Here is a 19,358-nt window from a genome sequence, read left to right on the forward strand (position 1 = left end):
TCAAGCCAGTTGAGGGAGGGTGTTGCCAGACACCAGGGCCAGTTCCATGACGTCCAGTTGGCGTTGGGTGTCCTGGTAGTTGGCCAGCCATTCGCGCTTGACGATGTCGATGCGCGACTCGGCCGCTTGCAGCTTGGCGAACGCGGCTGCAAGGCCTTTCATGCCACTGGCTCGCAGCTTGAGAAAGCGCATGACCAGCCTGGTTTGCTCGCAATAAACCGGCCATTGCGGGCCCCGCGGAGCACCAAGACCGATGTAGAACAGACCTTCCAGGTTGGTCGGCAGGGTCATGGCCGCAGTGCGCAGCGGTGCGCCATCGCGCCATTGCAGCAGGTGTTCGTCGAGGAATGGCAGGCGGGTGTTGAATCCGGTGGCCCAGACGATGGTGTCGTAATCGGCCTGGCTGCCGTCAGTGAAGGTCACGGTTTTGCCTTCGATGGTGTCGATGCCCGGAGCGACCTTGATGCGCCCGTGCTGAATCCAGTACAGCAGCAAGGTGTTGACCACAGGCGGCTGCGCATCCAGATCATAGGTCTGCGGCGCCGGCAGCCCTGGGTAATTCCTGTGGGTGCCGACGCTGGCCATGATCAGCATGTTCATGATCATGTTCTGCTGTTCCGGCGGCAGTTGCCCCAGCAGCGGTAACTCTCCGCGCGGCAGGCCGAAAAGGGTCTTGGGCTGGAACAGCTGGCCGCGGCGGATGGCGATGGTGGTGTCAAGGCGTGCCTGTGCGGCGTCCACCGCCAGGTCGCAACCGGAATTACCGAAGCCGACCACCAGCACCTTGCCTTCGACCTGCTGCACATTGCGATACTCACCGGAATGAATCGACACACCGGTAAAGTGCTGACCGATTTGCGGAATCTTGCAATCCCATAAATGGCCGTTGGCAACCAGCACACCGGCATAACGCAGGCTGCTGCCATCGGCCAGGGTCACCTGCCAGCCCGCTTCGCCGTTTTCACCGAGCGGGGTGAGGTGGCGTACCTCGGTATTGAAAGTGATCTTCTGGCGCAGTCCGAAGGCATCTGCGTAGGCGTTCATGTACGTCTTGACTTGATCCCGGCTCGGGTAGACCGGGTAGTGCGCAGGCATCGGGAAGCCGTCGAAACAGGAGCTGCTTTTAGGGGTGATCAGGTGCAGCGCATCGTAGTCAGTGTTCCAGTGGCCACCGATGTGCGCTGACTTTTCAAAGCAGTCCACCGTCAAGCCGGCATCAGTCATGGTCTTCAATGCGGCCAGGCCAGCTGCCCCGGCGCCGATGATGCAATAGTGCGGTTGATTGGACATTGCGACTCCCCATTCCTTGAACCCTGCGAGCGCCTCATGTTGGCGTCCGTGGCTGGAGTATCCGTCCAGCAACCGGGTGGATGAATGGGCAAAGCCATGTGTTTCCCATAGGTCTTGCCTATGGCTAAAGCGTTTCGAGATGGGCGTACTGGTTCTGAATCCGCGACAAGTGGCTGCGCATCAGATTCATCAACACCCGGGTAGGTGGCGAGATAGGCGTGTCGTGGCGATGGATGAAGCCAAACACCTCGAAGATCGCCGGTGACAACGGCACCCAGCCCAGACGGTCATCGAACCCCAATTGATGCAGGATCGGCCGGGTCGCGATGACATCGCCCAGCCCGCGCGCTGCCAGTTCGAATCCTGTGATCTGATGCTCCACCTCGATGATCGGGTCCAGCACCTGACCACCCTTGGCGGCCAGTTGCGCCAGCAAACGGCGTATGGGGTCGCCGGTGCTCCAGCGCGCCTCGGTCAGGATCAGCGGTGCCACGGCCAGGTCACTGATCGACTTCGGCCCCTTCAAGCGCTCCGGGTCAGCGCTGATATAGCCGACTTGGGCTGACCACACCGGCTCGGTGATGGTGAGGTTTTGCTGTTTGATCGGCAGCATCACCAAGCCAGCCTCGATTTCACCCTGGCTGACCAGATCGGCGATTTCCGATGAGTTGTAACCCACGATCTTTATGCGCATGTCGGGATAAAGCGTACGAAATTGCTCGATCAGGTCGGTGAGGAAATAATGATGCGCGGTGCCGAAGGTGCCAAAACTGGCGACGCCGCCGGACAGCTCGCGTACGGCCTGCACCGCCTCGTAGCCTTGCCGCGCCGCCGTTACCATGCCCTGCGCAAAGGGCTGCAGACGGCGCCCGGCCTCGGTCAGCATCAGTCGGCGGTTGGTGCGGATGAACACGTGAGTGCCCAGATGTTCTTCAAGACGCAGGATCTGCTCGGAAAGGGACGGTTGGGAAATATGCAGGCTTTCCGCCGCCCTGGAGAACGTGCCGTGCTCAATGGCAGCAAGGAAATAGTGCAGCTGTTGCAAGGTCATGGCGCATTTCCATCAGCGGGATGACGTGAACATGCCACAGCCCGGTTGCATTGCGAAGCCGCCGTTCGGTCCACCTGCTGGGAAGCAAGCGCCTGGCAGGGGACCAACGGGGTGGTCGCTGCGCTCAGCCCACGCCGCCATGGGGCAATGGACAGCAATGGTCATCGGAGCGCGGATCTACGCTACTGCCCGAGTGTCTTGTCCATGATGATCGTGCGTTCGGCGCCGTGAAACTCGTCCCGGATCTTAGTGAAGCCAAGCGACAGGTAAAACCCTTGCGCGGTGATCGAGGACGGCACCCGCAACTGTTTGAAGCCTTCACGCCATGCCATTGATTCAATCGTCTCCATCAGCCTTCGGCCTAAACCTTTGCCCTGATACACCGGTGCGACGAATACGCTTCTGACGATGTTTCGATCAAGGCTTGCAGTCGCGACGAGCGCGTTACCCACGGTTGCGACATAGACCTTTCGTTGAGTCAGAAATCCCAGAATCGCTAAGGGAGAAAAGTTTCGCTGCACCTGCTCGATGATCTCTGCTGGATAGTCTTGCGTGTTGGATTCGCCCAGGGCCGCGATGATGACCTGGCTGATCGGTGCTGCATCTGCCACTGTCGCGTCTCGAATCAAACAGTCCATCGAAAAGATTTCCTGGTGTGTGTTGTCAGTTGAGCGAGTGCCTGCCAATGGCAGCAGCATCGCCCGGATCGATGGTGCCAGCCCTCGAAGGTACGATGCCACAGCCTATATGCTGTTCCGCTCGGTGCCCAGCGCACGATGGCTCGTTTGTTGTTTTCACGAAACCACCATTCGCGCGCCCAGCCTGCTCGCTCCGGGCGTCTGCCCGGTGATGCGCTTGAATGCCCGGCTGAACGCGGCCTGAGAGGTGTACCCGAGCCGCAGCGCTATTTCAGCCCGGGTCGCGGGCGAGAGCAGCGGTACGCCTTTGAGTGTGGAGGGCAAAGAGCGTGACGGGCAAACTCTTCCGGGCTGCCGGCTCCTTGCCTTGAACTGCAGACGGCTTGGCTTAAGGGATGCAACGCCACAGGGCGACGCATCCCTTCAAGGTTCACTCCGGAAAATCAGCCGACACGCTGAGGTCCCGAACCCCTTCGATTTGCGCCAGCCGTTTGCGCCGATCGGCTACCACGTTGTCATGGCCCCATTTGCCCAGGGGCAGGTGACGCGGCGGTTTCTCCATCCGGGTAATGGCAATCATGGCCTCACCGGCACGCACCGGATCACCGGCCTGGCTGCCGCTGTTCTTCTTCGTCGACTCCAGCCGCGCGCCTGCTGTCTCTTTGTAGTCGGCAATTTTCGTGGCGGTCTGGCGTAGCGAACGGCCGGCCCAGTCAGTGCGAAACGGCCCTGGTTCTACGCAGGTGACGCAGATGCCGAGCGGTTCCACTTCGGCGATAAGCGCGTCGGACCAACCCTCGATGGCGTGCTTGGACGCTGCGTAATAGCCAGACCCCGGAAAGCCGATCAATCCGGCTACCGAGGTGATGTTGAGGATGTGGCCGCTTTTTTGCGCACGCATGATCGGCAATACCGCACGGGTGATGGCGAACAGGCCGAAGACATTGGCGTCGAACTGAGCGCGGATTTCCGACTCCACACCTTCTTCAACCGTGCTCTGGTAGCCATAACCGGCATTGTTGACCAGTACGTCGATCCGACCGAATTTTGCCTTCGCGGCTGCGACTGCCGCTTCTATCTGATCAGCCTTGGTGACGTCCAGATCCAGCGCCAGCACGCGTTCCTCGACGTTGGCGGTCAAGTCTGCGACCCGCGATTTGTCTCGGGCGGTCGCGACCAGGCGCCAGCCACGGTCGATGATCAGCTTGGCCAGTTCTCGGCCAAAGCCGGTCGAGCAGCCGGTGATAAGCCAGACAGGGGTGTCGTTTGTGTGGGTTGTCATGATTCAGCTCTCCGTGAAGATCAAAAATGCTGAGGCCTGGGACGATCACCTCGCTGGACAGGTATAGGTTCTGAACCCTGTATCCCGGATCGTGAGCCAGTGAACAGGCGAGCACGGTGGGTATCGGCTTGGACCCGCAACGGCTGAACTTCGTTTCCCTTGTTTACCGGCATCACCAAGGCGCAGGCCTGTCGCAATCAAGTTTGCAGCGTGGCAATCGCCCAAACGTGCGGCAATGCGGTCTGCACGCAGCAGCGATGTCGACGTCGCCACCGTCGGCACGCCGTACTGCTCCAGCGAAGTGGGGGAGGTCTGCAGGCAATGCTGTCGGACCGCAAGGGCGCATCGGCGGACTGTCGATGGCCGACTCGGCGCCGGCATTCAACCCAGCGCCGGGCATCGCACGACGGGTATTGCCGTCACCTGCGAGAAACGTGTCAGCTTTCGCAGGCAACGCTTGAGTCCTGGTCGGACTCGGCAGCCAGCTTTAAGCGGTCGGCTTTACTGATGTATTTGGGCTTGTTGCGCGGGGCCAGTTTGGCGTTGGCTTTTTTTGCGTGCGCCTCCAACAGTTGCTTGATCTTCTTGCGGCGGTTCATGGCGGGTACTCGGCTGCTCAATTGCCGAATGGTAACAGCCCAGGGCGCGGCAGATCGAGGTGAGAGGAACTGACCATGTGTCCAGGCGCCGCGCGGCCAGAGGGCGGGCTCAAACGAAGGTTTTGCCCCCCCCCCGGCGGCGCTTTTACCTATTGTCCGAAACAGGTGCGCAGATCCTCGAGCAAACCGGGCCCCTTCGGCTGCCAGCCCAGACGCGCCCGGGTCTTGGCGCTTGAGGCGGTCATGTCTTTGCCGGCGAAGATCGCCATCCAGCCAAAATGCGCCGCGGCCTCTTCGCGGGACAGCGCGACAGTGGGCACGCCGAGACCGTCGCCAATGACCTGGGCGATATCGCGAGCGCGGATTCCTTCTTCGGCGGTGGCGTGGTAACGGGCGCCAGGCTGATGTTTTTCCAGCGCCAGGCGGTAAAGGTGGGCAGTGTCCTTCAGATGGGCGGCGGACCAGTGTTCGCGGCCTTCCCCGACATAGGCCGATACGCCTTTTTCCCGCGCCAGTTCGATGAGGGAGGTCACCAGCCCCTGCCTGGCCGGGTCGTGAATCTGCGACAGTCGCATCACCACCACGTTGACGCCGCGCTGGCTCAAGGCCTGACCCGCCAGCTCAGAGGCCACACGGGGGTTGCGGTGCGCAGGATCGAAGTGATCCTCGTCCGCCACCTGGCCCGGCGCGGACGAACCCATCGGCGTGACGGAGGTGATGAGCAGCGGCCGTAACGACCCTTCCAGCACGGCGCCCAAGGCTGCGATCACCCGGGATTCCTTCTGGCAGTTCTCGACGAAATGGGTGAAGTTGTGATCGAAGGCAGTGTGAATGACGGCATCGCAGTTTTCGGCGCCCTTACGCAGACTGCCGAGGTCTTCGATGTCACCGCGATAGGCTTGGGCGCCCAGCGCCCGCAGTGAGCGCTCACCGTCATCGGAGCGGGTCAGGCCCAGCACCTGATGGCCTGCGTGGAGCAGTTCACGAGTCACCTGCGAGCCCACGAAACCCGTCGAACCGGTAAGAAATACGCGCATGAGTCAAATCTCTCTTTGCTGAAAACACCAGCCTGCGCGTAGTGTTTATCCGGTTAAAGCCGTGACGTTATCAGGGTATAAAAACTAACAGGATGGCCATGTCAGATCAGTCGATTCAGCTCTTGGGCGCTTATTTGAAGGATTGCCGGGCGCGCCTGGATCCGGCGAGCTTCGGCTTGAGTAATGCGCGCAGGCGCACGCCGGGGCTGCGCCGTGAAGAGGTCGCGCAGCGCGCCAACATCAGCCCCACCTGGTACACCTGGCTGGAACAGGGGCGCGGAGGTGCACCGTCCTCGGAAGTGCTGAACCGCATTGCCCAGAGCCTGCTGATGACCGAGCCCGAGCGCGAGCACCTGTTCCTGCTTGCCTTCGGCCACCCGCCGGAAGTGGTTTACCGCGCGCCTGCAGGCGTCACGCCGCGTCTGCAACGGCTGCTGGATACCCTCACGTTCTGCCCGGCCATCGTCAAAACGGCCACTTGGGACGTGCTGGCCTGGAACCGCGCTGCGGCCGTGGTGTTTACCGACTACAGCCTGCTGCCGGTGGAAGAGCGCAATATCCTGCGCTTGATGTTCTGCCGCGCCGGTGTGCGTGAACGCCAGGACGACTGGCAAAGCATGGCGCGCTTCGTGGTTGGCGCATTCCGCGCCGACGCCATTCGTGCAGGCGCAGCGTCCGAAGTCAGCAAGCTGGCCGATGAACTGTGCCTGCGCAGTGCCGAATTCGCGACGCTGTGGCGCGACAACGACGTCCGGGTTCATGGCGAGGGCACCAAGCGCATCCATCACCCCACCCAAGGCGTCATCGCCCTGGAGTTTTCGGGTTTTGCGGTGGATGGGAGGCCGGACCTGGGCATGATCGTCTACAACCCGGCGACGGCCGAAGACGTGCAGCGGGTTCGTGCACTGCTGGAATGAGATCGGGACGCTGCGGGGTGTGGCGTGCGTGCGCCTCGGCTACCTGCAGGCCAGGGTGCCTGATGCGGTGGCCTAACCGGCGGCACCGTCACAACGCTGGTCCATCGCCTTGATCAGTACCCCATCTTGAAATAACTCCAGATGAACAGTGCAGGCCGCCTGCGGGGGAACGCTCAAGCGCACGAGGGACGTGCTGGCCCCGGTCTGAATGTTGCCTTGCTGGCTGATGCTGGAAGTGCCAGCGTCGCTGCGCTGGCTGACGGCCATGCAATAACGCAGGGTCAGGGGCGTTCGTGCGCCTTGGGCGATCAGGTGGAGCAGGCCCGACTCGATGGCTTCGTATGTACGCAGCGTCCCGGCGTGCACGCTGCGGCGAATCATTCAGGGCGGCAATGGGGGTGTCGAGCGTGGCCTCAGTAGACGAGCGAAAGGCGTGTGAGCGTTCGTGAAGGCATTCGTCCAGGCGTTTTCAGCTTTCGATGACGTCTTTTATGCGGCTGGCCAGGTCATCCATGGAAAATGGCTTGGTCAGCAAGTGCATCCCGGGTTCGAGTTGCTCACCCCACAGCAATGCGTTGTGCGCATAGCCGGTGATGAACAGCACCTTCAAATCAGGCCGCACGGTACGCCCGGCATCGGCGACCTGACGGCCATTGAGACCGCCGGGCAGACCGACATCCGTCACCAGCAGGTCCACCCGTTTATGGGACTGCAGCAACTGCAAGCCCTCGGCACCGTCGCCTGCGGCCAAGGCGGTGTAGCCCAGGTCCTCCAGCACTTCGGCGATGAGCATGCGCACTGTCGGCTCGTCGTCGATCACCAGCACCGTTTCGCCACGACCATCCAGGGCGCCGGCCTGGGGCAGGGCAGGTGCCTGGGCATTCGCCGCCAGCGTCGATCGGGGCAGATACAAGGTCATCGTGGTGCCGACGTCCAGGCGCGAATCAATATGAATGCTACCCCCGGACTGACGGGCGAAGCCATAAATCATCGACAGGCCCAGGCCCGTGCCCTCGCCAGTAGGTTTCGTCGTGAAGAAGGGGTCGAAGGCGTGAGCGATCACCTCGCCGCTCATGCCGCTTCCGGTGTCGGCAACGCTCAAGGTCAGGTAATCGCCGGCGGGAATCTCAAGCTCGGCGGCCGCTTTTGCCGTCAAGGTGCAGTTGCCGGTGCGGATGGTCAGCGTACCGCCAAGCACCATCGCATCGCGCGCATTGATGCACAGGTTGAGCAGGGCGTTTTCCAGCTGGTTGGGATCGACTTGGGTCGACCACAGGTCGGTCTGGTTCTGGATGTCGATATCGATCGCCGGGCCGATCGTGCCGCGGATCAACTCCAGCATTGCGTTCACCAGAGCATTCACATCGGTAGCGATCGGTTCCAGCGTCTGGCGCCGGGAGAAGGCCAGCAAGCGGTGGGTCAGTGCCGCGGCTCGGCGCGAAGCGCCCTGGGCGGCCTCGAAGTAGCGCTCCATCTGGTCCAGGCGCCCCTGACCGACGCGCAACCGGAGCATTTCCAGGCTGCCCATGATCCCGGTCAGCAGGTTGTTGAAATCGTGAGCCAGGCCACCGGTGAGTTGCCCGACCGCTTCCATTTTCTGGCTCTGGCGCAGCTGTTGTTCGAGCAGACGCTGGGCAGTCATTTCGACCCCGACGCCGGTGCGTCGTACCGGATCACCGGTGCCGTTGAAGTAGGTGTGGCCGCGCGATAACACCCAACGCACCCCACCGGCGGGGTGAACGATGCGGTATTCCAGTTCAAGATCGCCACTGTTTACCAGACCGCCTGCCATGGTCTTGCGCAGGTTGGCCAAATCATCAGGGTGAACATTGGCGAGAAAGTCGGGGCGTTTAATGCCTGCCACGCCCTGGGTCGGGTCGATGCCGTACAGCTCGCTAATGCCCTCGTCGCAAAAAAAACAGTCGCTGGAGACCTCGTACGTCCACACACCCACGCCACGCACCGCCGACAGTGCCAGACGGGCGAAATCCATGGAGTCGTACAGTGCAGTCTCGCCTTGCGCCTCGGCCACTACATCGCGCGGCCTGGCCTCATGGGTCTGCATGACCCGCAACGCCGCCACACGGGCTTGCTCGACGCTAGTGTAGTGACCGGCGCTGACCTGCGCCTCAAGGACCGAAGAAAGCGCCAGGCTCAGGGCCAGGTCCTGAGGTGCCCGGTAGGACATGAAGAGATTCTCTGCGTGGAAAATTAAGCGAGCGAGTAGATATCACACAACGTGGGGCAGGAACAGCCTGTCGCCGGCCAGTGCGTCGGGTCAACCCTGCAGAGTGTGGCCCGTGGTGCTGGAATTAGGCTTCTTGGGGCGTTGCAAACCCATCGATACTGAAGCTGTGCGCAAGGCGCAACACCCGCCCGGCAAACCGATGGCCAACCTGTCAGCTCACCCCGGGAGGCCGCAACCCAGCTCATCGCCTGAGGGCTGCCAATACGGCTAGCCAGTGCCGGGCTGCACTGCGGGGTGAGGTGCTCCACCAGCAAGCGTCCCTTGGGCGTCAGATTGACTTCGCGCGTGGTGCGTTCGAACAGCTGGATGTCGATGGATTCTTCCAGTTTACGAATCGAATCACTGACCGCACTCGGCGAGATTCCCAATTCCCGGGCAGCCTGGATGAACGAGCCGGTTCGCCCTGTCGATTCGAAGACGCACAGCGAAGACAGGGGCACTCTGCGTAGCTGGCGGATTAGTGAATTTTGCTCTGCTTGCCCGTGGCAGCGTCGGACCAAACCCTTTGATTCAGCCGGCTTTTAACCCACCCAACACAATCAGCACAGAGCCCATGCCCCGTTCAATCGGGGCCTTGAACCGCAGAAAACCGCTGGCGATCCGACGGTTGGAAAAGCACAGCGCGACGCCGCAATACCACAGCGCCGAGAGCACGAAACACAGCCCGCCTACTACCAGCAAAAACCACAGCGGCGCGTGGGCCGGAATTACCACGGCGAAGACACCGCCAAAGAATGCCAGGGATTTTGGGCTGGTCATGCTAACGACGTAAGCGCGACGCATCGCGCCCTGCCATGTTGGTTCGGCCGTGCCGGTCAACCGCAGCGGTTGTTTCGCTCCGGCAATCATCTTGATGCCCAGCCAGATCAGATACGCGGCGCCTGCCCACTCAAGCGCACGTTGTAACCACTGAAAGTGCGCGATCAGCAATGCGACCCCGGCCATGGCCAATATGGCCCAGCTGAGCGAGGCGCAGGCGAGCCCCAGGCCTGCGAACAGTCCCGCTTTGCGTGAAACCGCCATACTGGTGCGGGTCACCACGATGAAATTAGGGCCTGGACTGATCAGCGAAATCATATAAACGCTGATGAGCACCGCCAGCGATTGAACATACTCCATGCGCACTCCTTCACAGGCCGGGCCGTATCAGGGAGCTGGAACGATACGTTCGCCGCCGCAACGCGCCTATAGACAGATGGCGCCATACAGATGCGGCGTGAGCGCCGTCCATGACGGACGGAGGGAGAGGGTGTCCGCACCCGAATGACCCAAGCGTCGAAACGCAAGCATCAGTCACGGACATGCGAGCGCCGACCGAGAGGATCGGCGTATGGATTGCAGTCAATATTTCCAGGTCACCGAGGCCATGAGATTACGGGGCGCTCCGTAGTTGGTGGAGCCTGCGGCCTGATACAGCGACAGCAGGTATTTGCGGTCAGTGACGTTGTTCAGGTTCAGCGAGGTGCTCCAGTGTTCGTCGATCTCGTAGCGGGTCATCAGGTCAACCAGTGCGTAAGCGTTCTGCCGCACTTGACTGTTGGTGTCCCGCTGGGTCCCGCTTTGCCACTGCAGCCGGGTGCCGATGCGTGCCTTGGGCAGCCCGGGCAGGCGATAGGTTACGCTGCCGCGCAGGCTGTGGGTTGGCACATATTGCTTGGCCTTGTCGCCGTGGTCGTCTTCGATTTTCACGTAGGTGTATCCGGCGCCCATCTCAAGTCCGGGCAGTGCTTCGCCGGACGCTTCGAGCTCGACGCCGTGGCTCTTGTAATCCATCCCTTGATAGACGTATTGGCCACCGACGATCTGCCCGGTCGCTTCTGCCACGTTCTGCTGATCGGTTTTGAACAGCGCCGCTGTCACGGTCATGCGCTCGTCGAGCAGATCGCCCTTGACTCCGACTTCCATGCTTTTGCCTTCCAGCGGTTCGATTACACCGCCTGCGGTGCTGCGAAAATACTGGGGTTTGAAAATCTCGGTCCAGCTGCCATACAGGCTCCAGTGCGGGCTGAGGTCGTAGACCAGCCCGGTATACGGCGTGACCTTGCCATGCTCGCGGGTGTCGTGGGGCGAGCCGTAGCCCAATCCCTCGCCATCGGCGCTGAGCATGCGCGCACCGGCGATCCAGTGCAGGTCGTCGGTCAGGCTGAAACGCGCGCCGGCAAACACGCTCTTCTGACGGTCGGTGAACAGCTGGGTGTTGAGGCTGTCGGTGTAGTCGAAGGCCGGTTGCGACACGGTCCCGGCCAGCGCGTCGGCCAGGCTCACCAACTGATAACCCGAAGCGTCCTTGTAATGGCCACGTTCAGTGTGGCGGTTGCGCCCATAACTGGCGCCTACGGTGATTTCATGCTCGCGGCCAAACAGCTGGAAAGGCCCGGACAACTGCGCCTCGCCGGTCATTTCGTGCTCGACGCTGTTGGTGCGGTTCATGTAGGCGAAGACATCGTCGGAAGTGGCCGGAATCGCGTACAGCATCTGCGTATCCTGATGCTGGTTGACGCCGGTAAGGGTGATTTTGCCGTTCCAGCCGTTGCCGAAATCGTGCGCCAGTTCGGCGAACGCGCGCTGGGTGTGGATATTCCAGTAGGTCCAGGGTTGGCCGATGCTGGAACTGCGGCTGCTGTAGTGAATGCGATGGCCGGCGTAGTCGGCGATGGGCAGGGCGCCCCAGGTGCTGCCGTTGGAATCATTGCGCTGTTCGGAAAAGCCCACGGTCAGGGTATCGGCGTCGGACAGGTCAAAAGCCAGCAGCCCGGAGGCCAGATTCAGCTCATGGCTGTAGCGATCCAGATAGGCGTTGCCCTTGTCGTGGGCGTAGATGAAGCGTCCGCGCACGTTGCCGCTGTCGGTCAGCGGGCCGGCCACATCGACATCCAGTCGGCGGTTATCCCAAGAGCCGACGCTGCTGTCGATTTTCGCCTGGAATGTGTCGCTCGGGCGTTTGCGCACGAAATTGACCGTGGCCGAGGGATTGCCCGTGCCGCTCATCAATCCGTTGGCGCCATGCAGAACGTCGATTTGCTCGAACTCGGCTAGGTCCTGATCGCCCAGCAAAACGCCGGAAGAGAAAGGCATGCCCATGCCGTCATATTCGAAGTTGTCGATGTTGAACCCGCGCGAGGTGAAGGCGGTGCGGTCGGTTTCGAACTGTTCGACGGTCACGGAGGGCGCGCTGCGCAACGCCTCTTTCACACTGTTGAGCTTGAAATCGTCAATCTGCTCGCGTGTGACTGTGGTGATGGCCTGCGGTATTTCACGGTTGCTCAGCCCCAAACGTGTGGTGCTGGAGGCCGGTTTAGCGCGATAGGTCGGCTCGGGAGCAGCGTCTTGCAGTGCGTGGTACTGAATCTGCGTGGCCGCGAGATTGATTGGGGCGCCTTGGGCATTCGCAACGACCGGGACCAGATAAACCGTTGCCGCGTCGGTGCGTGCAAAGCTGTAACCGCTGCCTTGCAGCAGTCGCGCCAAGGCATCCTCTGCCAAGTAATTGCCGACCACTGTAGTGCTGCGTAACGCTGCGTCCAGATTGCCGTCCAGCAACACGTTCTGCCCGGATTGCTGACTGAACATCAGCAACGCCTGACGCAGCTGTTGCGCCGGGATATTCAGCGGCAGCTTCTGCGCAGCCATGGGCGCAACCGCAGAGGATGCTCCGTAAGCCTGAACAGCGCCGATCAGCAGTGTGCAGGCCAATGACGCGCTCAACGCGCTGCGCTGCCAACGAGAGTCGCACGTAGATACGCGGTGGAGTTGCCTTGCCATTCAGGATGTTCCTATGAAGATGCATGGATATGCGAATACCTATCAGTCCGCTTAAGACGCATGGGCATTGGAAATTCCTGATGGCGTTATGAAATATTTCTGCGAATCTCGAAAAACAGAGCAGGCATGCAGCGTTTGAAGAGCATTCAGGCGGGATAGATCAGCGTCACAAGATCGGTGTAGCGCTGGGTACGGACCGACAGCGCTTTGCTCAGCACGTCGAGCATTTGCTCCGGTCGATCCAGATTGAGGATCAGGCTGACCCGCCGTGCGGCCAGTTGCTTGTTCATGATAAAGACTCTGCCTTCACGCCAGCGCTGCAGTTCATCGACTACCGTCACCAACGGCGTGTCGAAGAACACCAGACGCCCGTTGCGCCAGGCGAGGATCTGTCCAAGGTCGGCGTGCTGAATGACGCCCGTCTGCTGGGCGGTGAAGCCCAGCGACAGGCCCTCGTCGAGATCGGCCTGCTGGCGGGCCGTTGTCACGCGAACGGCGTTGCGACTGACCGCCACTCGGGCTGAGTCGCCAGTGCATGAGAGGCAGAACCCGGCATCGGTCGACATCACTTGCCCGGCCTGTGTGCTGACCTTTAACTCCCCGGCCGTGCTCGGCACGACGTCGAAAAGCGCCTCGCCCTGGAGCAACTCCACCGAGCGTTGTGTCGCGGAGAAATCCAGGTTCATCGCAGTGTTCCCCGCCAGTTCGGCGTTCGATCCATCGGGCAGGCGCACCAGACGCCGCTCGCCCACTGCTGTACGGACATCGGCAAAAGGTGAACTCATGCCGCTGAGCCAGAAGCGGGTCGCGCCTGCGGTGACGGCCACGACGCTGGCGGCAACGCCCAGACCGACGAAGCGTCGACGCGAAAGCTGCGGGCGCACCACCGGTGCACGGGGCCGCAGCAACTGCGCCGAAGCCGCCCATAGTGTTTCCAGCTCGGCATAGGCTTTGGCATGCCGAGAGTCGGCTGCCATCCAGGCGGCCAACTCATCACGCTGGGCCTGCGTTGGCGCACCGCCCTGCATCAAGGCAAACCAGGCGCTCGCCTGATGCGTCACCTCGTCAGCCTGTGGGGCGCAGGACTCGGGAAAGGGCGGTTCGGAACTCATCGTTGAATCCATTCGGTTGACAACGCAGCAGGCGGCTGATTGTAAGCCACCCCGGTGAAGCCGGTCGGCCGTTTCGAAACCTTGAGCGAGCAATTGGCGTTCACCTGGTCATCCCCATCTTCAACAGCTCCAGGGCTCTGACCATACGGCTGTAGGCGGTTTTGGGCGAGATGCCGAGGCGTTCGCCAATCTCGGCGTAGGTCAGCCCTTCGATCCGCACCAGCAGAAACACCTCGCGGCAGGGTGCGGGCATGTTCTGAATCACCTCGTCGAGTGTCGCCAGTTGCTGATTGGCGATCGCGGCTTGTTCAAGGGTCGGCGTGTCGTGCCCGACATTGCCGGTGTCCCGGATGTCCAGCGGCTCGCTTTTGCGATGCTCCTGGCGCCGGGTGTGATCGATGAACAGGTTGCGCGCCGCCGAGAAGAGGTACGCACGGAAGTTGTCGATACGCGTACGACCCATTTGCTCGGACAGGCGAATGAAGGTGTCTTGAGTCAGGTCTGCAGCGGTGTCCTTGCAGCGCAGGCGACGGTCCAGATACTCCTGAATTTCTTCACGATGGGCGAGATAAAGCGCCTTGAGATCTGAACCGGACATAGAGCCACCTGAGCGGGCATGCAAGCGAGGGCGGGAAGATATCACAAACGAGAATCGTTAGTGTTGGTGGTTCGTGTGTGCGTTATGTGCAGAACGGGGACCTTGGCCAGCGCCCCGTCGGCCTTAGGAAACAGCCCTCCAGGCCAGGACGAAAAAAAACCGCCCTCGGTCAGGAGGGCGGTCAGGGCAGCCTATGAACCAGCGTTTACCAGCGACCGTCACCACGGCCCTGATCAAAGTGTCGACCGTAACCCCGGTCGTCGTAGCCACGAGGCGGTGGCGGGGCGTAGCGGCGGTATTCCACGCGCTGCACAGGGACATAGGCTACCGGTTGGTACACCGGCTGATAACGGGGTTGTGGTCGATAATCCTGATAGTAGGCACGGTGATGATTGTGGCCGGCACCGCTGATCACGGTCGCCAACACTGCACCGACGGCCGCCCCGGCGATGACTGGCACGACCATATCGCGTTCATCGGCTGAGGCTGCGCCTGCAGCGACCAGGCAACCGGACAGGATCAAGGCTTGGGTCATCTTCGAAATCATGGTGTCTCCTCAGGCGAGATGTTTGGGTTCGCCATGGATCCATGAAACACCGGTTCGGTGTAAACGAACGTCCACACTCCGTAAAAGTTGAGTAAAGGGTCAACAAACCTAGAGCGGCTTGCGCATGAAGACTCGAGGAAAGCCGTCTTCGGTGGCGCGGTGAGTTTCCTGATAGCCCAGCTTGCTGTAGATCGCCAGGTTTTCGCTCATCAGTTCATGGGTGTACAGCCGAATCCCGCCGCATCCTTGACTGCGTAGTTGATCACGACCGCAAAACCGTCGGCGGCCAAGCGGGTGGCGATGGCTTGGCCGATGCCACCGGAGCCGCCGGTGATGATGGCGGTCTTCAACGATGCTGTGTTCATGCAAATGCTCCAGCTTCAGGGGGCAGGGGGGCCGTCAGGCCATGCGCTGCATCTTGCCGGTTTGCGTTGATCGGATAAATCCGCATGAACCGCCATCACCGTTCGGCCACCCCGAACAATCTTCCGCGCCCTCGATTGCTTGGCTGCGCGAGTCTTGATTGCAGATGCCTGAACCAAGGTAAGACCGGATTCAGCTGTTCATCAACTCTCTGACACGTGACGTCAGCGCATCCACTGCAAATGGCTTGGTCAATACCCACATGCCTTCACCCAGGTTGCCGTTGCCGACCACTGCCGTTTCCGCATAGCCGGTGATGAATAGCGTCTTCATGCCAGGCCGCAGCTCGCGGCCTGCATCGGCCATCTGTCGCCCGTTCATGCCACCCGGCAGGCCGACATCGGTGATCAGCAGGTCGATATGCACGTCCGAGCGCAGCACCGTCAGCCCGGCCACACTGTCGCCGGCTTCAAGCACCGTGTAGCCGAGGTCTGCGAGTACATCCATCAACAACATGCGCACGGTAGGCTCATCATCCACCACCAGAATCGTCTCGCTGGCGACCGGCACAGGGTCGTGGGGGCCGCTGAAATCAATTTCCTCAGCCATCGCGTTACCGTCGTAGCGCGGCAGGTAAATGCACATGCTGGTGCCTTCGCCCACCTGTGAATACGCCCGAACCTGCCCGCCGGACTGATTGGCGAAGCCGTAGATCATCGACAGGCCAAGGCCAGTGCCTTGACCGATCGGCTTGGTCGTGAAAAACGGGTCGAAGGCCTTGGACATGATGTCCGGCGACATGCCGGTGCCGGTATCGGTAACCGAAAGCGAGACGTAAGCGCCTTGCGGGATGTCGTGCGCGGTTGCCATGTCGCAATCCATCCACTGGTTCGCCGTCTCGATGGTAATGCTGCCGCCTTGAGGCATGGCGTCGCGGGCATTGATGCACAGGTTCAGCAGCGCGTTTTCCAACTGGCCGGCGTCCACCAGGGTGGTCCATAGCCCGGGAGTGCCCAGCGTCTGCACGCGAATGGCCGGGCCGACGGTGCGTTGGATCATCTCGGTGATGCCCAGCATCAGTGCGTTCACGTCGGTAGGCCTTGGATCGAGGGTTTGCCGGCGGGAGAAGGCCAGCAGCCGATGGGTGAGGGCGGCTGCGCGTCGGGTGGCGGCTTGCGCGGCGACGATGTACTTGTCGACGTCATTGAAGCGGCCCTGAAAGATCCGGCTGTTCATCAGCTCCAGCGCGCCGGATATGCCGGCGAGCAGGTTGTTGAAGTCGTGGGCGATGCCGCCGGTCAACTGGCCGACGGCTTCCATTTTCTGTGACTGACGCAGTTTTTCCTCGGCCTGCATCAGTTCGGCGGTCCGTTCGACAACCCGTTGTTCCAGGGTGTCGTTGAGCGCACGCAGTGCCGCGGTCGCGCGATCACGTTCATCCTCCACCGAGCGACGCTCCTCGACGTCGATCAGCACGCCGGGAAAACGCAACGGTGTGCCATCCTCGGCCAGTTCTACCCGGCCATTGGCCTCTAGCCAATAGTAAACGCCGTCAACGCGCCGGACGCGATACTGATGTGCATAAGCGCCCCCGCGGGCAGCGGCGGCAGTAATGGCTGTCTTGAGCCCCTCTCGGTCCTCGGGGTGGACGGTGGCGATCACCTGCTCAAGGCTCAGCCCCTCGCGGCCCTGCGCCGGATCCATGCCGAATGCCTTGGCAAAGGCTTCATCCACGGTGAAGCGATCACTTGGCAGGTGCCAGTGCCAGGTGCCGATGATCGCACCTGCCGCCAGGGCCAACTGGACACGTTCGACGTTCTCGCGGGCGATCGCCTCGCTGATCGACAGGCGTTCTTGCGCGCGGCGGCGTTCGGTGACATCGCTGAAGAAAATCGCGATGTGGCGAAGCGCTGGGTCGCCGACCCGGATCGCCCGGACGTCGAACCAACGCTCGAAGTGGCTTGCGTAGTTTTCGAAGTTGGCCGGTTCACCGGTTTTGGCCACATGGCCATAGGTGTCGAACCAGAAGCGCTCCAGGTCCGGAGCGAATTCGGTGACCCATTGGCCACGCAGGTTGACCCCGGCCTGCCTTTCGAAGGCCGGGTTGGCCTCGATGAAGCGATAGTCAACGGCGTGATCGTCGGCGTCGAACCGTACCTCGACGATGGCGAACGCTACTTCGATGGTTTCCAGGATCATGCTGGAGCGCTCGTTGCTCTGGCGCACGGCGCTCTCGGCATCGCGCATTCGCGCCAGTTCCGTGCCCAGGCGCACGACCTCAGCCTCCAGCGCTTGTCGAGTCAGGCTATTCAGAACTGCCCCCAGTGATGCATCGTGATTTCCCGTGATGGACGTGGCAGTCGATTGCCGATGCGCAATCAAAGCAGAAATGCCCCAAAGTTGCACTAAGCGGACAGGCTTTGGTTTTTCAGGATAAACAACGACATCGATCCGAAAGGCGATGAAATCCCGCATGCCGTCAGCGCGTAAAACATGGCCATTGATGCCGGTGGTAGTTCCCTTGCTGCGCATTGCCACCCGTTGATGGCCGGCAGATACCGCGTGGCCCGGGGCCTGCTTGTCGGATGACTACGCCCTGGCCGAAGGGATAAGATCCTACCGGCCACCGCGTGACGTATATGACCTTTTTCAGGAAAGCTGCCGATGTTGACTGGCTTGAACCATCTGACGCTGGCGACCGTGAACCTGTCCCGAAGCGTTGAATTCTACGTAGAGCTGTTGGGTTTCAGGTTGGCTGCCCGTTGGAATAAAGGCGCCTATCTTGCCCTGGGGGATCTATGGCTGTGCTTGTCGCTGGACGAAAACCGTGCTGCCGAACAGCCAGCGGATTACACCCATTATGCTTTTTCAGTCGAGCCGCACGCGTTTGCACTGCTCACTGCGCAGTTGCGACTGCGCCAGGTCATTGAATGGAAAACCAACACCAGCGAGGGCGATTCGTTCTATTTCCTTGACACGGATGGTCATCGTCTGGAACTGCACGTGGGTAGCCTGGCATCGAGGCTGGCGCAATGCAGGCTGGAACCTTACGCAGGCATGGAGTTTTTTGACCCAGGCTGAAGATCCGGTGGCTTGCTATGGTGCACGAAGCGCTGCCGGGTCCTTTATCCATCCTTCTGCCGACGCGTGTAATGCAACAGCCGGTCGGTTTCGGTCTTGACCACCAGGTAGCACTCGCAGCTGAGCCTTTCCAGGCGTGGGCGGTCCAGGACAGTGATCTGGCCGCGGCTGTATTCGATCACGCCTTGGCGCTGGAGTTTGCCGGCCGCTTCGGTCACGCCTTCTCGGCGCACGCCGAGCATGTTGGCGATCAGTTCCTGGGTCATGTTCAGGCGATTGCCGTGCAGGCGGTCCAGTGACAACAGCAGCCAGCGGCACAACTGCTGGTCGATGGAATGGTGGCGATTGCACACGGCGGTCTGCGACATCTGGGTGATCAGCGCCTGGGTGTAGCGCAGCATCAACAGCAGCAGGTCACCGTGACGGTTGAACTCGGCCTTGAGTGTCTGGCCCGGCAAGCGAAGTGCAGTACCAGCGCTTTGCACCACGGCGCGGCTGGACGTGCTTTCTCCACCCATGAACAGCGCAACGCCGATCAGGCCTTCATTGCCGACCACGGCGATCTCCGCCGATGAGCCGTTTTCGGTCACGTGCAGCAGTGACACGATGGCGTCAGTGGGAAAGTACACGTGGCGCAAGGTATCGCCCGGCTCATACAACACATCGCCCAGCGCCAGGCTGACCCGCTCCAGATGGGGTGCCAGGCGCTGCATGTCGCCAGGCGGCAGCGCCGCGAGAAGGTGATTGTGGCCGGATGGGGATGAGGCGTTCATGGCATGGCACCGAGGCGGAAGAGGGGCAGGCCCTTGCAGGGTACTCCTCTGTCCGCCGTG

At 61.4% G+C, this 19,358-nt stretch carries 18 protein-coding genes and 3 pseudogenes; 2 read left to right on the plus strand and 19 right to left on the minus strand.

What is annotated here, in order from left to right:
* The 7 genes and pseudogenes from B3I26_RS09340 to B3I26_RS09370 all read right to left on the minus strand — a co-directional run bounded on the left by B3I26_RS09340 (position 1) and on the right by B3I26_RS09370 (position 5,897).
* A complete protein-coding gene (locus tag B3I26_RS09340; RefSeq protein ID WP_296257283.1) occupies positions 1-1,290 on the minus strand; it encodes a flavin-containing monooxygenase in 1,290 nt (429 codons plus the stop codon).
* A gap of 124 nt (positions 1,291-1,414) precedes the next feature.
* Positions 1,415-2,341, minus strand: a complete 927-nt coding sequence (locus tag B3I26_RS09345) for a LysR family transcriptional regulator (RefSeq protein WP_296257284.1) — start codon at positions 2,339-2,341, stop codon at positions 1,415-1,417.
* A 182-nt stretch (positions 2,342-2,523) separates the two neighbouring features.
* The gene (locus tag B3I26_RS09350; protein WP_296257484.1) at positions 2,524-2,979 is read right to left on the minus strand and encodes a GNAT family N-acetyltransferase; all 456 of its coding nucleotides are present in this window, start codon (positions 2,977-2,979) and stop codon (positions 2,524-2,526) included.
* 156 nt (positions 2,980-3,135) lie between these two features.
* Positions 3,136-3,252, minus strand: a pseudogene (locus tag B3I26_RS09355) (helix-turn-helix domain-containing protein); the annotation flags it as partial.
* A gap of 157 nt (positions 3,253-3,409) precedes the next feature.
* Entirely contained in the window at positions 3,410-4,261 is an 852-nt protein-coding gene (locus B3I26_RS09360) for an oxidoreductase (protein ID WP_296257286.1), read from the minus strand.
* A gap of 437 nt (positions 4,262-4,698) precedes the next feature.
* Complete coding sequence (locus B3I26_RS09365) at positions 4,699-4,860, minus strand: DUF2986 domain-containing protein (RefSeq protein ID WP_296257288.1); 162 nt, start codon at positions 4,858-4,860, stop codon at positions 4,699-4,701.
* A gap of 149 nt (positions 4,861-5,009) precedes the next feature.
* The gene (locus B3I26_RS09370; RefSeq protein ID WP_296257290.1) at positions 5,010-5,897 is read right to left on the minus strand and encodes an SDR family oxidoreductase; all 888 of its coding nucleotides are present in this window, start codon (positions 5,895-5,897) and stop codon (positions 5,010-5,012) included.
* Positions 5,898-5,995: 98 nt separating this feature from the next.
* Here B3I26_RS09370 and B3I26_RS09375 point away from each other — a divergent pair, with 98 nt between their 5' ends.
* Positions 5,996-6,814 (plus strand): helix-turn-helix transcriptional regulator, encoded by an 819-nt coding sequence (locus B3I26_RS09375; protein WP_296257292.1) that lies wholly within the window; start codon positions 5,996-5,998, stop codon positions 6,812-6,814.
* A 72-nt stretch (positions 6,815-6,886) separates the two neighbouring features.
* Here B3I26_RS09375 and B3I26_RS09380 read toward each other — a convergent pair whose 3' ends face one another.
* The 11 genes and pseudogenes from B3I26_RS09380 to B3I26_RS09425 form a co-directional block, all read right to left on the minus strand.
* Positions 6,887-7,195, minus strand: coding sequence for a hypothetical protein (locus B3I26_RS09380; protein WP_296257294.1), 309 nt, complete (start codon positions 7,193-7,195; stop codon positions 6,887-6,889).
* Between the two features lie 88 nt (positions 7,196-7,283).
* Positions 7,284-9,002, minus strand: coding sequence for a PAS domain-containing hybrid sensor histidine kinase/response regulator (locus B3I26_RS09385; RefSeq protein WP_296257296.1), 1,719 nt, complete (start codon positions 9,000-9,002; stop codon positions 7,284-7,286).
* 23 nt (positions 9,003-9,025) lie between these two features.
* The gene (locus tag B3I26_RS28860; protein ID WP_409521972.1) at positions 9,026-9,502 is read right to left on the minus strand and encodes a helix-turn-helix domain-containing protein; all 477 of its coding nucleotides are present in this window, start codon (positions 9,500-9,502) and stop codon (positions 9,026-9,028) included.
* Between the two features lie 70 nt (positions 9,503-9,572).
* Complete coding sequence (locus B3I26_RS09390) at positions 9,573-10,181, minus strand: LysE family translocator (protein WP_296257298.1); 609 nt, start codon at positions 10,179-10,181, stop codon at positions 9,573-9,575.
* Between the two features lie 222 nt (positions 10,182-10,403).
* On the minus strand, positions 10,404-12,824 hold the full coding sequence (locus B3I26_RS09395; protein ID WP_296257300.1) for a TonB-dependent siderophore receptor: 2,421 nt from the start codon (positions 12,822-12,824) through the stop codon (positions 10,404-10,406).
* Positions 12,825-12,970: 146 nt separating this feature from the next.
* Positions 12,971-13,936 (minus strand): FecR family protein, encoded by a 966-nt coding sequence (locus B3I26_RS09400; protein WP_296257302.1) that lies wholly within the window; start codon positions 13,934-13,936, stop codon positions 12,971-12,973.
* Positions 13,937-14,036: 100 nt separating this feature from the next.
* The gene (locus B3I26_RS09405; protein ID WP_296257304.1) at positions 14,037-14,534 is read right to left on the minus strand and encodes an RNA polymerase sigma factor; all 498 of its coding nucleotides are present in this window, start codon (positions 14,532-14,534) and stop codon (positions 14,037-14,039) included.
* 205 nt (positions 14,535-14,739) lie between these two features.
* Positions 14,740-15,081, minus strand: a complete 342-nt coding sequence (locus tag B3I26_RS09410) for a hypothetical protein (RefSeq protein WP_296257306.1) — start codon at positions 15,079-15,081, stop codon at positions 14,740-14,742.
* A gap of 108 nt (positions 15,082-15,189) precedes the next feature.
* Positions 15,190-15,336: pseudogene (locus B3I26_RS09415) on the minus strand (GNAT family N-acetyltransferase); the annotation flags it as partial.
* A pseudogene (locus B3I26_RS09420) lies at positions 15,333-15,446 on the minus strand (SDR family NAD(P)-dependent oxidoreductase); the annotation flags it as partial. The pseudogenes B3I26_RS09415 and B3I26_RS09420, both read right to left, overlap by 4 nt.
* A 190-nt stretch (positions 15,447-15,636) precedes the next feature.
* A complete protein-coding gene (locus B3I26_RS09425; RefSeq protein ID WP_409521971.1) occupies positions 15,637-17,718 on the minus strand; it encodes an ATP-binding protein in 2,082 nt (693 codons plus the stop codon).
* Between the two features lie 390 nt (positions 17,719-18,108).
* On the opposite strand from B3I26_RS09425, the gene fos reads away from it, so the two are divergent.
* Positions 18,109-18,525, plus strand: coding sequence for a fosfomycin resistance glutathione transferase (fos, locus tag B3I26_RS09430; protein ID WP_296257308.1), 417 nt, complete (start codon positions 18,109-18,111; stop codon positions 18,523-18,525).
* Between the two features lie 44 nt (positions 18,526-18,569).
* Here the strand turns inward: fos and B3I26_RS09435 are convergent, their stop codons facing one another.
* On the minus strand, positions 18,570-19,298 hold the full coding sequence (locus B3I26_RS09435) for a Crp/Fnr family transcriptional regulator (RefSeq protein ID WP_296257310.1): 729 nt from the start codon (positions 19,296-19,298) through the stop codon (positions 18,570-18,572).
* Between the last annotated feature and the right edge of the window lie 60 nt (positions 19,299-19,358).

The sequence above is a fragment of the Pseudomonas sp. UBA5706 genome, from assembly GCF_002419965.1.
GTDB lineage: Bacteria > Pseudomonadota > Gammaproteobacteria > Pseudomonadales > Pseudomonadaceae > Aquipseudomonas.

What these genes read in the sequence shown, in the direction of transcription:
- B3I26_RS09350 (WP_296257484.1), bottom strand. Translation starts at nt 2,979, where the DNA reads ATGGACTGTTTGATTCGAGACGCGACAGTGGCAGATGCAGCACCGATC.
- B3I26_RS09410 (WP_296257306.1), bottom strand. Translation starts at nt 15,081, where the DNA reads ATGATTTCGAAGATGACCCAAGCCTTGATCCTGTCCGGTTGCCTGGTC.
- B3I26_RS09405 (WP_296257304.1), bottom strand. Translation starts at nt 14,534, where the DNA reads ATGTCCGGTTCAGATCTCAAGGCGCTTTATCTCGCCCATCGTGAAGAA.
- B3I26_RS09390 (WP_296257298.1), bottom strand. Translation starts at nt 10,181, where the DNA reads ATGGAGTATGTTCAATCGCTGGCGGTGCTCATCAGCGTTTATATGATT.
- B3I26_RS09360 (WP_296257286.1), bottom strand. Translation starts at nt 4,261, where the DNA reads ATGACAACCCACACAAACGACACCCCTGTCTGGCTTATCACCGGCTGC.
- B3I26_RS09395 (WP_296257300.1), bottom strand. Translation starts at nt 12,824, where the DNA reads ATGGCAAGGCAACTCCACCGCGTATCTACGTGCGACTCTCGTTGGCAG.
- B3I26_RS09370 (WP_296257290.1), bottom strand. Translation starts at nt 5,897, where the DNA reads ATGCGCGTATTTCTTACCGGTTCGACGGGTTTCGTGGGCTCGCAGGTG.
- fos (WP_296257308.1), top strand. Translation starts at nt 18,109, where the DNA reads ATGTTGACTGGCTTGAACCATCTGACGCTGGCGACCGTGAACCTGTCC.
- B3I26_RS09340 (WP_296257283.1), bottom strand. Translation starts at nt 1,290, where the DNA reads ATGTCCAATCAACCGCACTATTGCATCATCGGCGCCGGGGCAGCTGGC.
- B3I26_RS09365 (WP_296257288.1), bottom strand. Translation starts at nt 4,860, where the DNA reads ATGAACCGCCGCAAGAAGATCAAGCAACTGTTGGAGGCGCACGCAAAA.
- B3I26_RS09375 (WP_296257292.1), top strand. Translation starts at nt 5,996, where the DNA reads ATGTCAGATCAGTCGATTCAGCTCTTGGGCGCTTATTTGAAGGATTGC.
- B3I26_RS09380 (WP_296257294.1), bottom strand. Translation starts at nt 7,195, where the DNA reads ATGATTCGCCGCAGCGTGCACGCCGGGACGCTGCGTACATACGAAGCC.
- B3I26_RS09435 (WP_296257310.1), bottom strand. Translation starts at nt 19,298, where the DNA reads ATGAACGCCTCATCCCCATCCGGCCACAATCACCTTCTCGCGGCGCTG.
- B3I26_RS09400 (WP_296257302.1), bottom strand. Translation starts at nt 13,936, where the DNA reads ATGAGTTCCGAACCGCCCTTTCCCGAGTCCTGCGCCCCACAGGCTGAC.
- B3I26_RS09345 (WP_296257284.1), bottom strand. Translation starts at nt 2,341, where the DNA reads ATGACCTTGCAACAGCTGCACTATTTCCTTGCTGCCATTGAGCACGGC.
- B3I26_RS09385 (WP_296257296.1), bottom strand. Translation starts at nt 9,002, where the DNA reads ATGTCCTACCGGGCACCTCAGGACCTGGCCCTGAGCCTGGCGCTTTCT.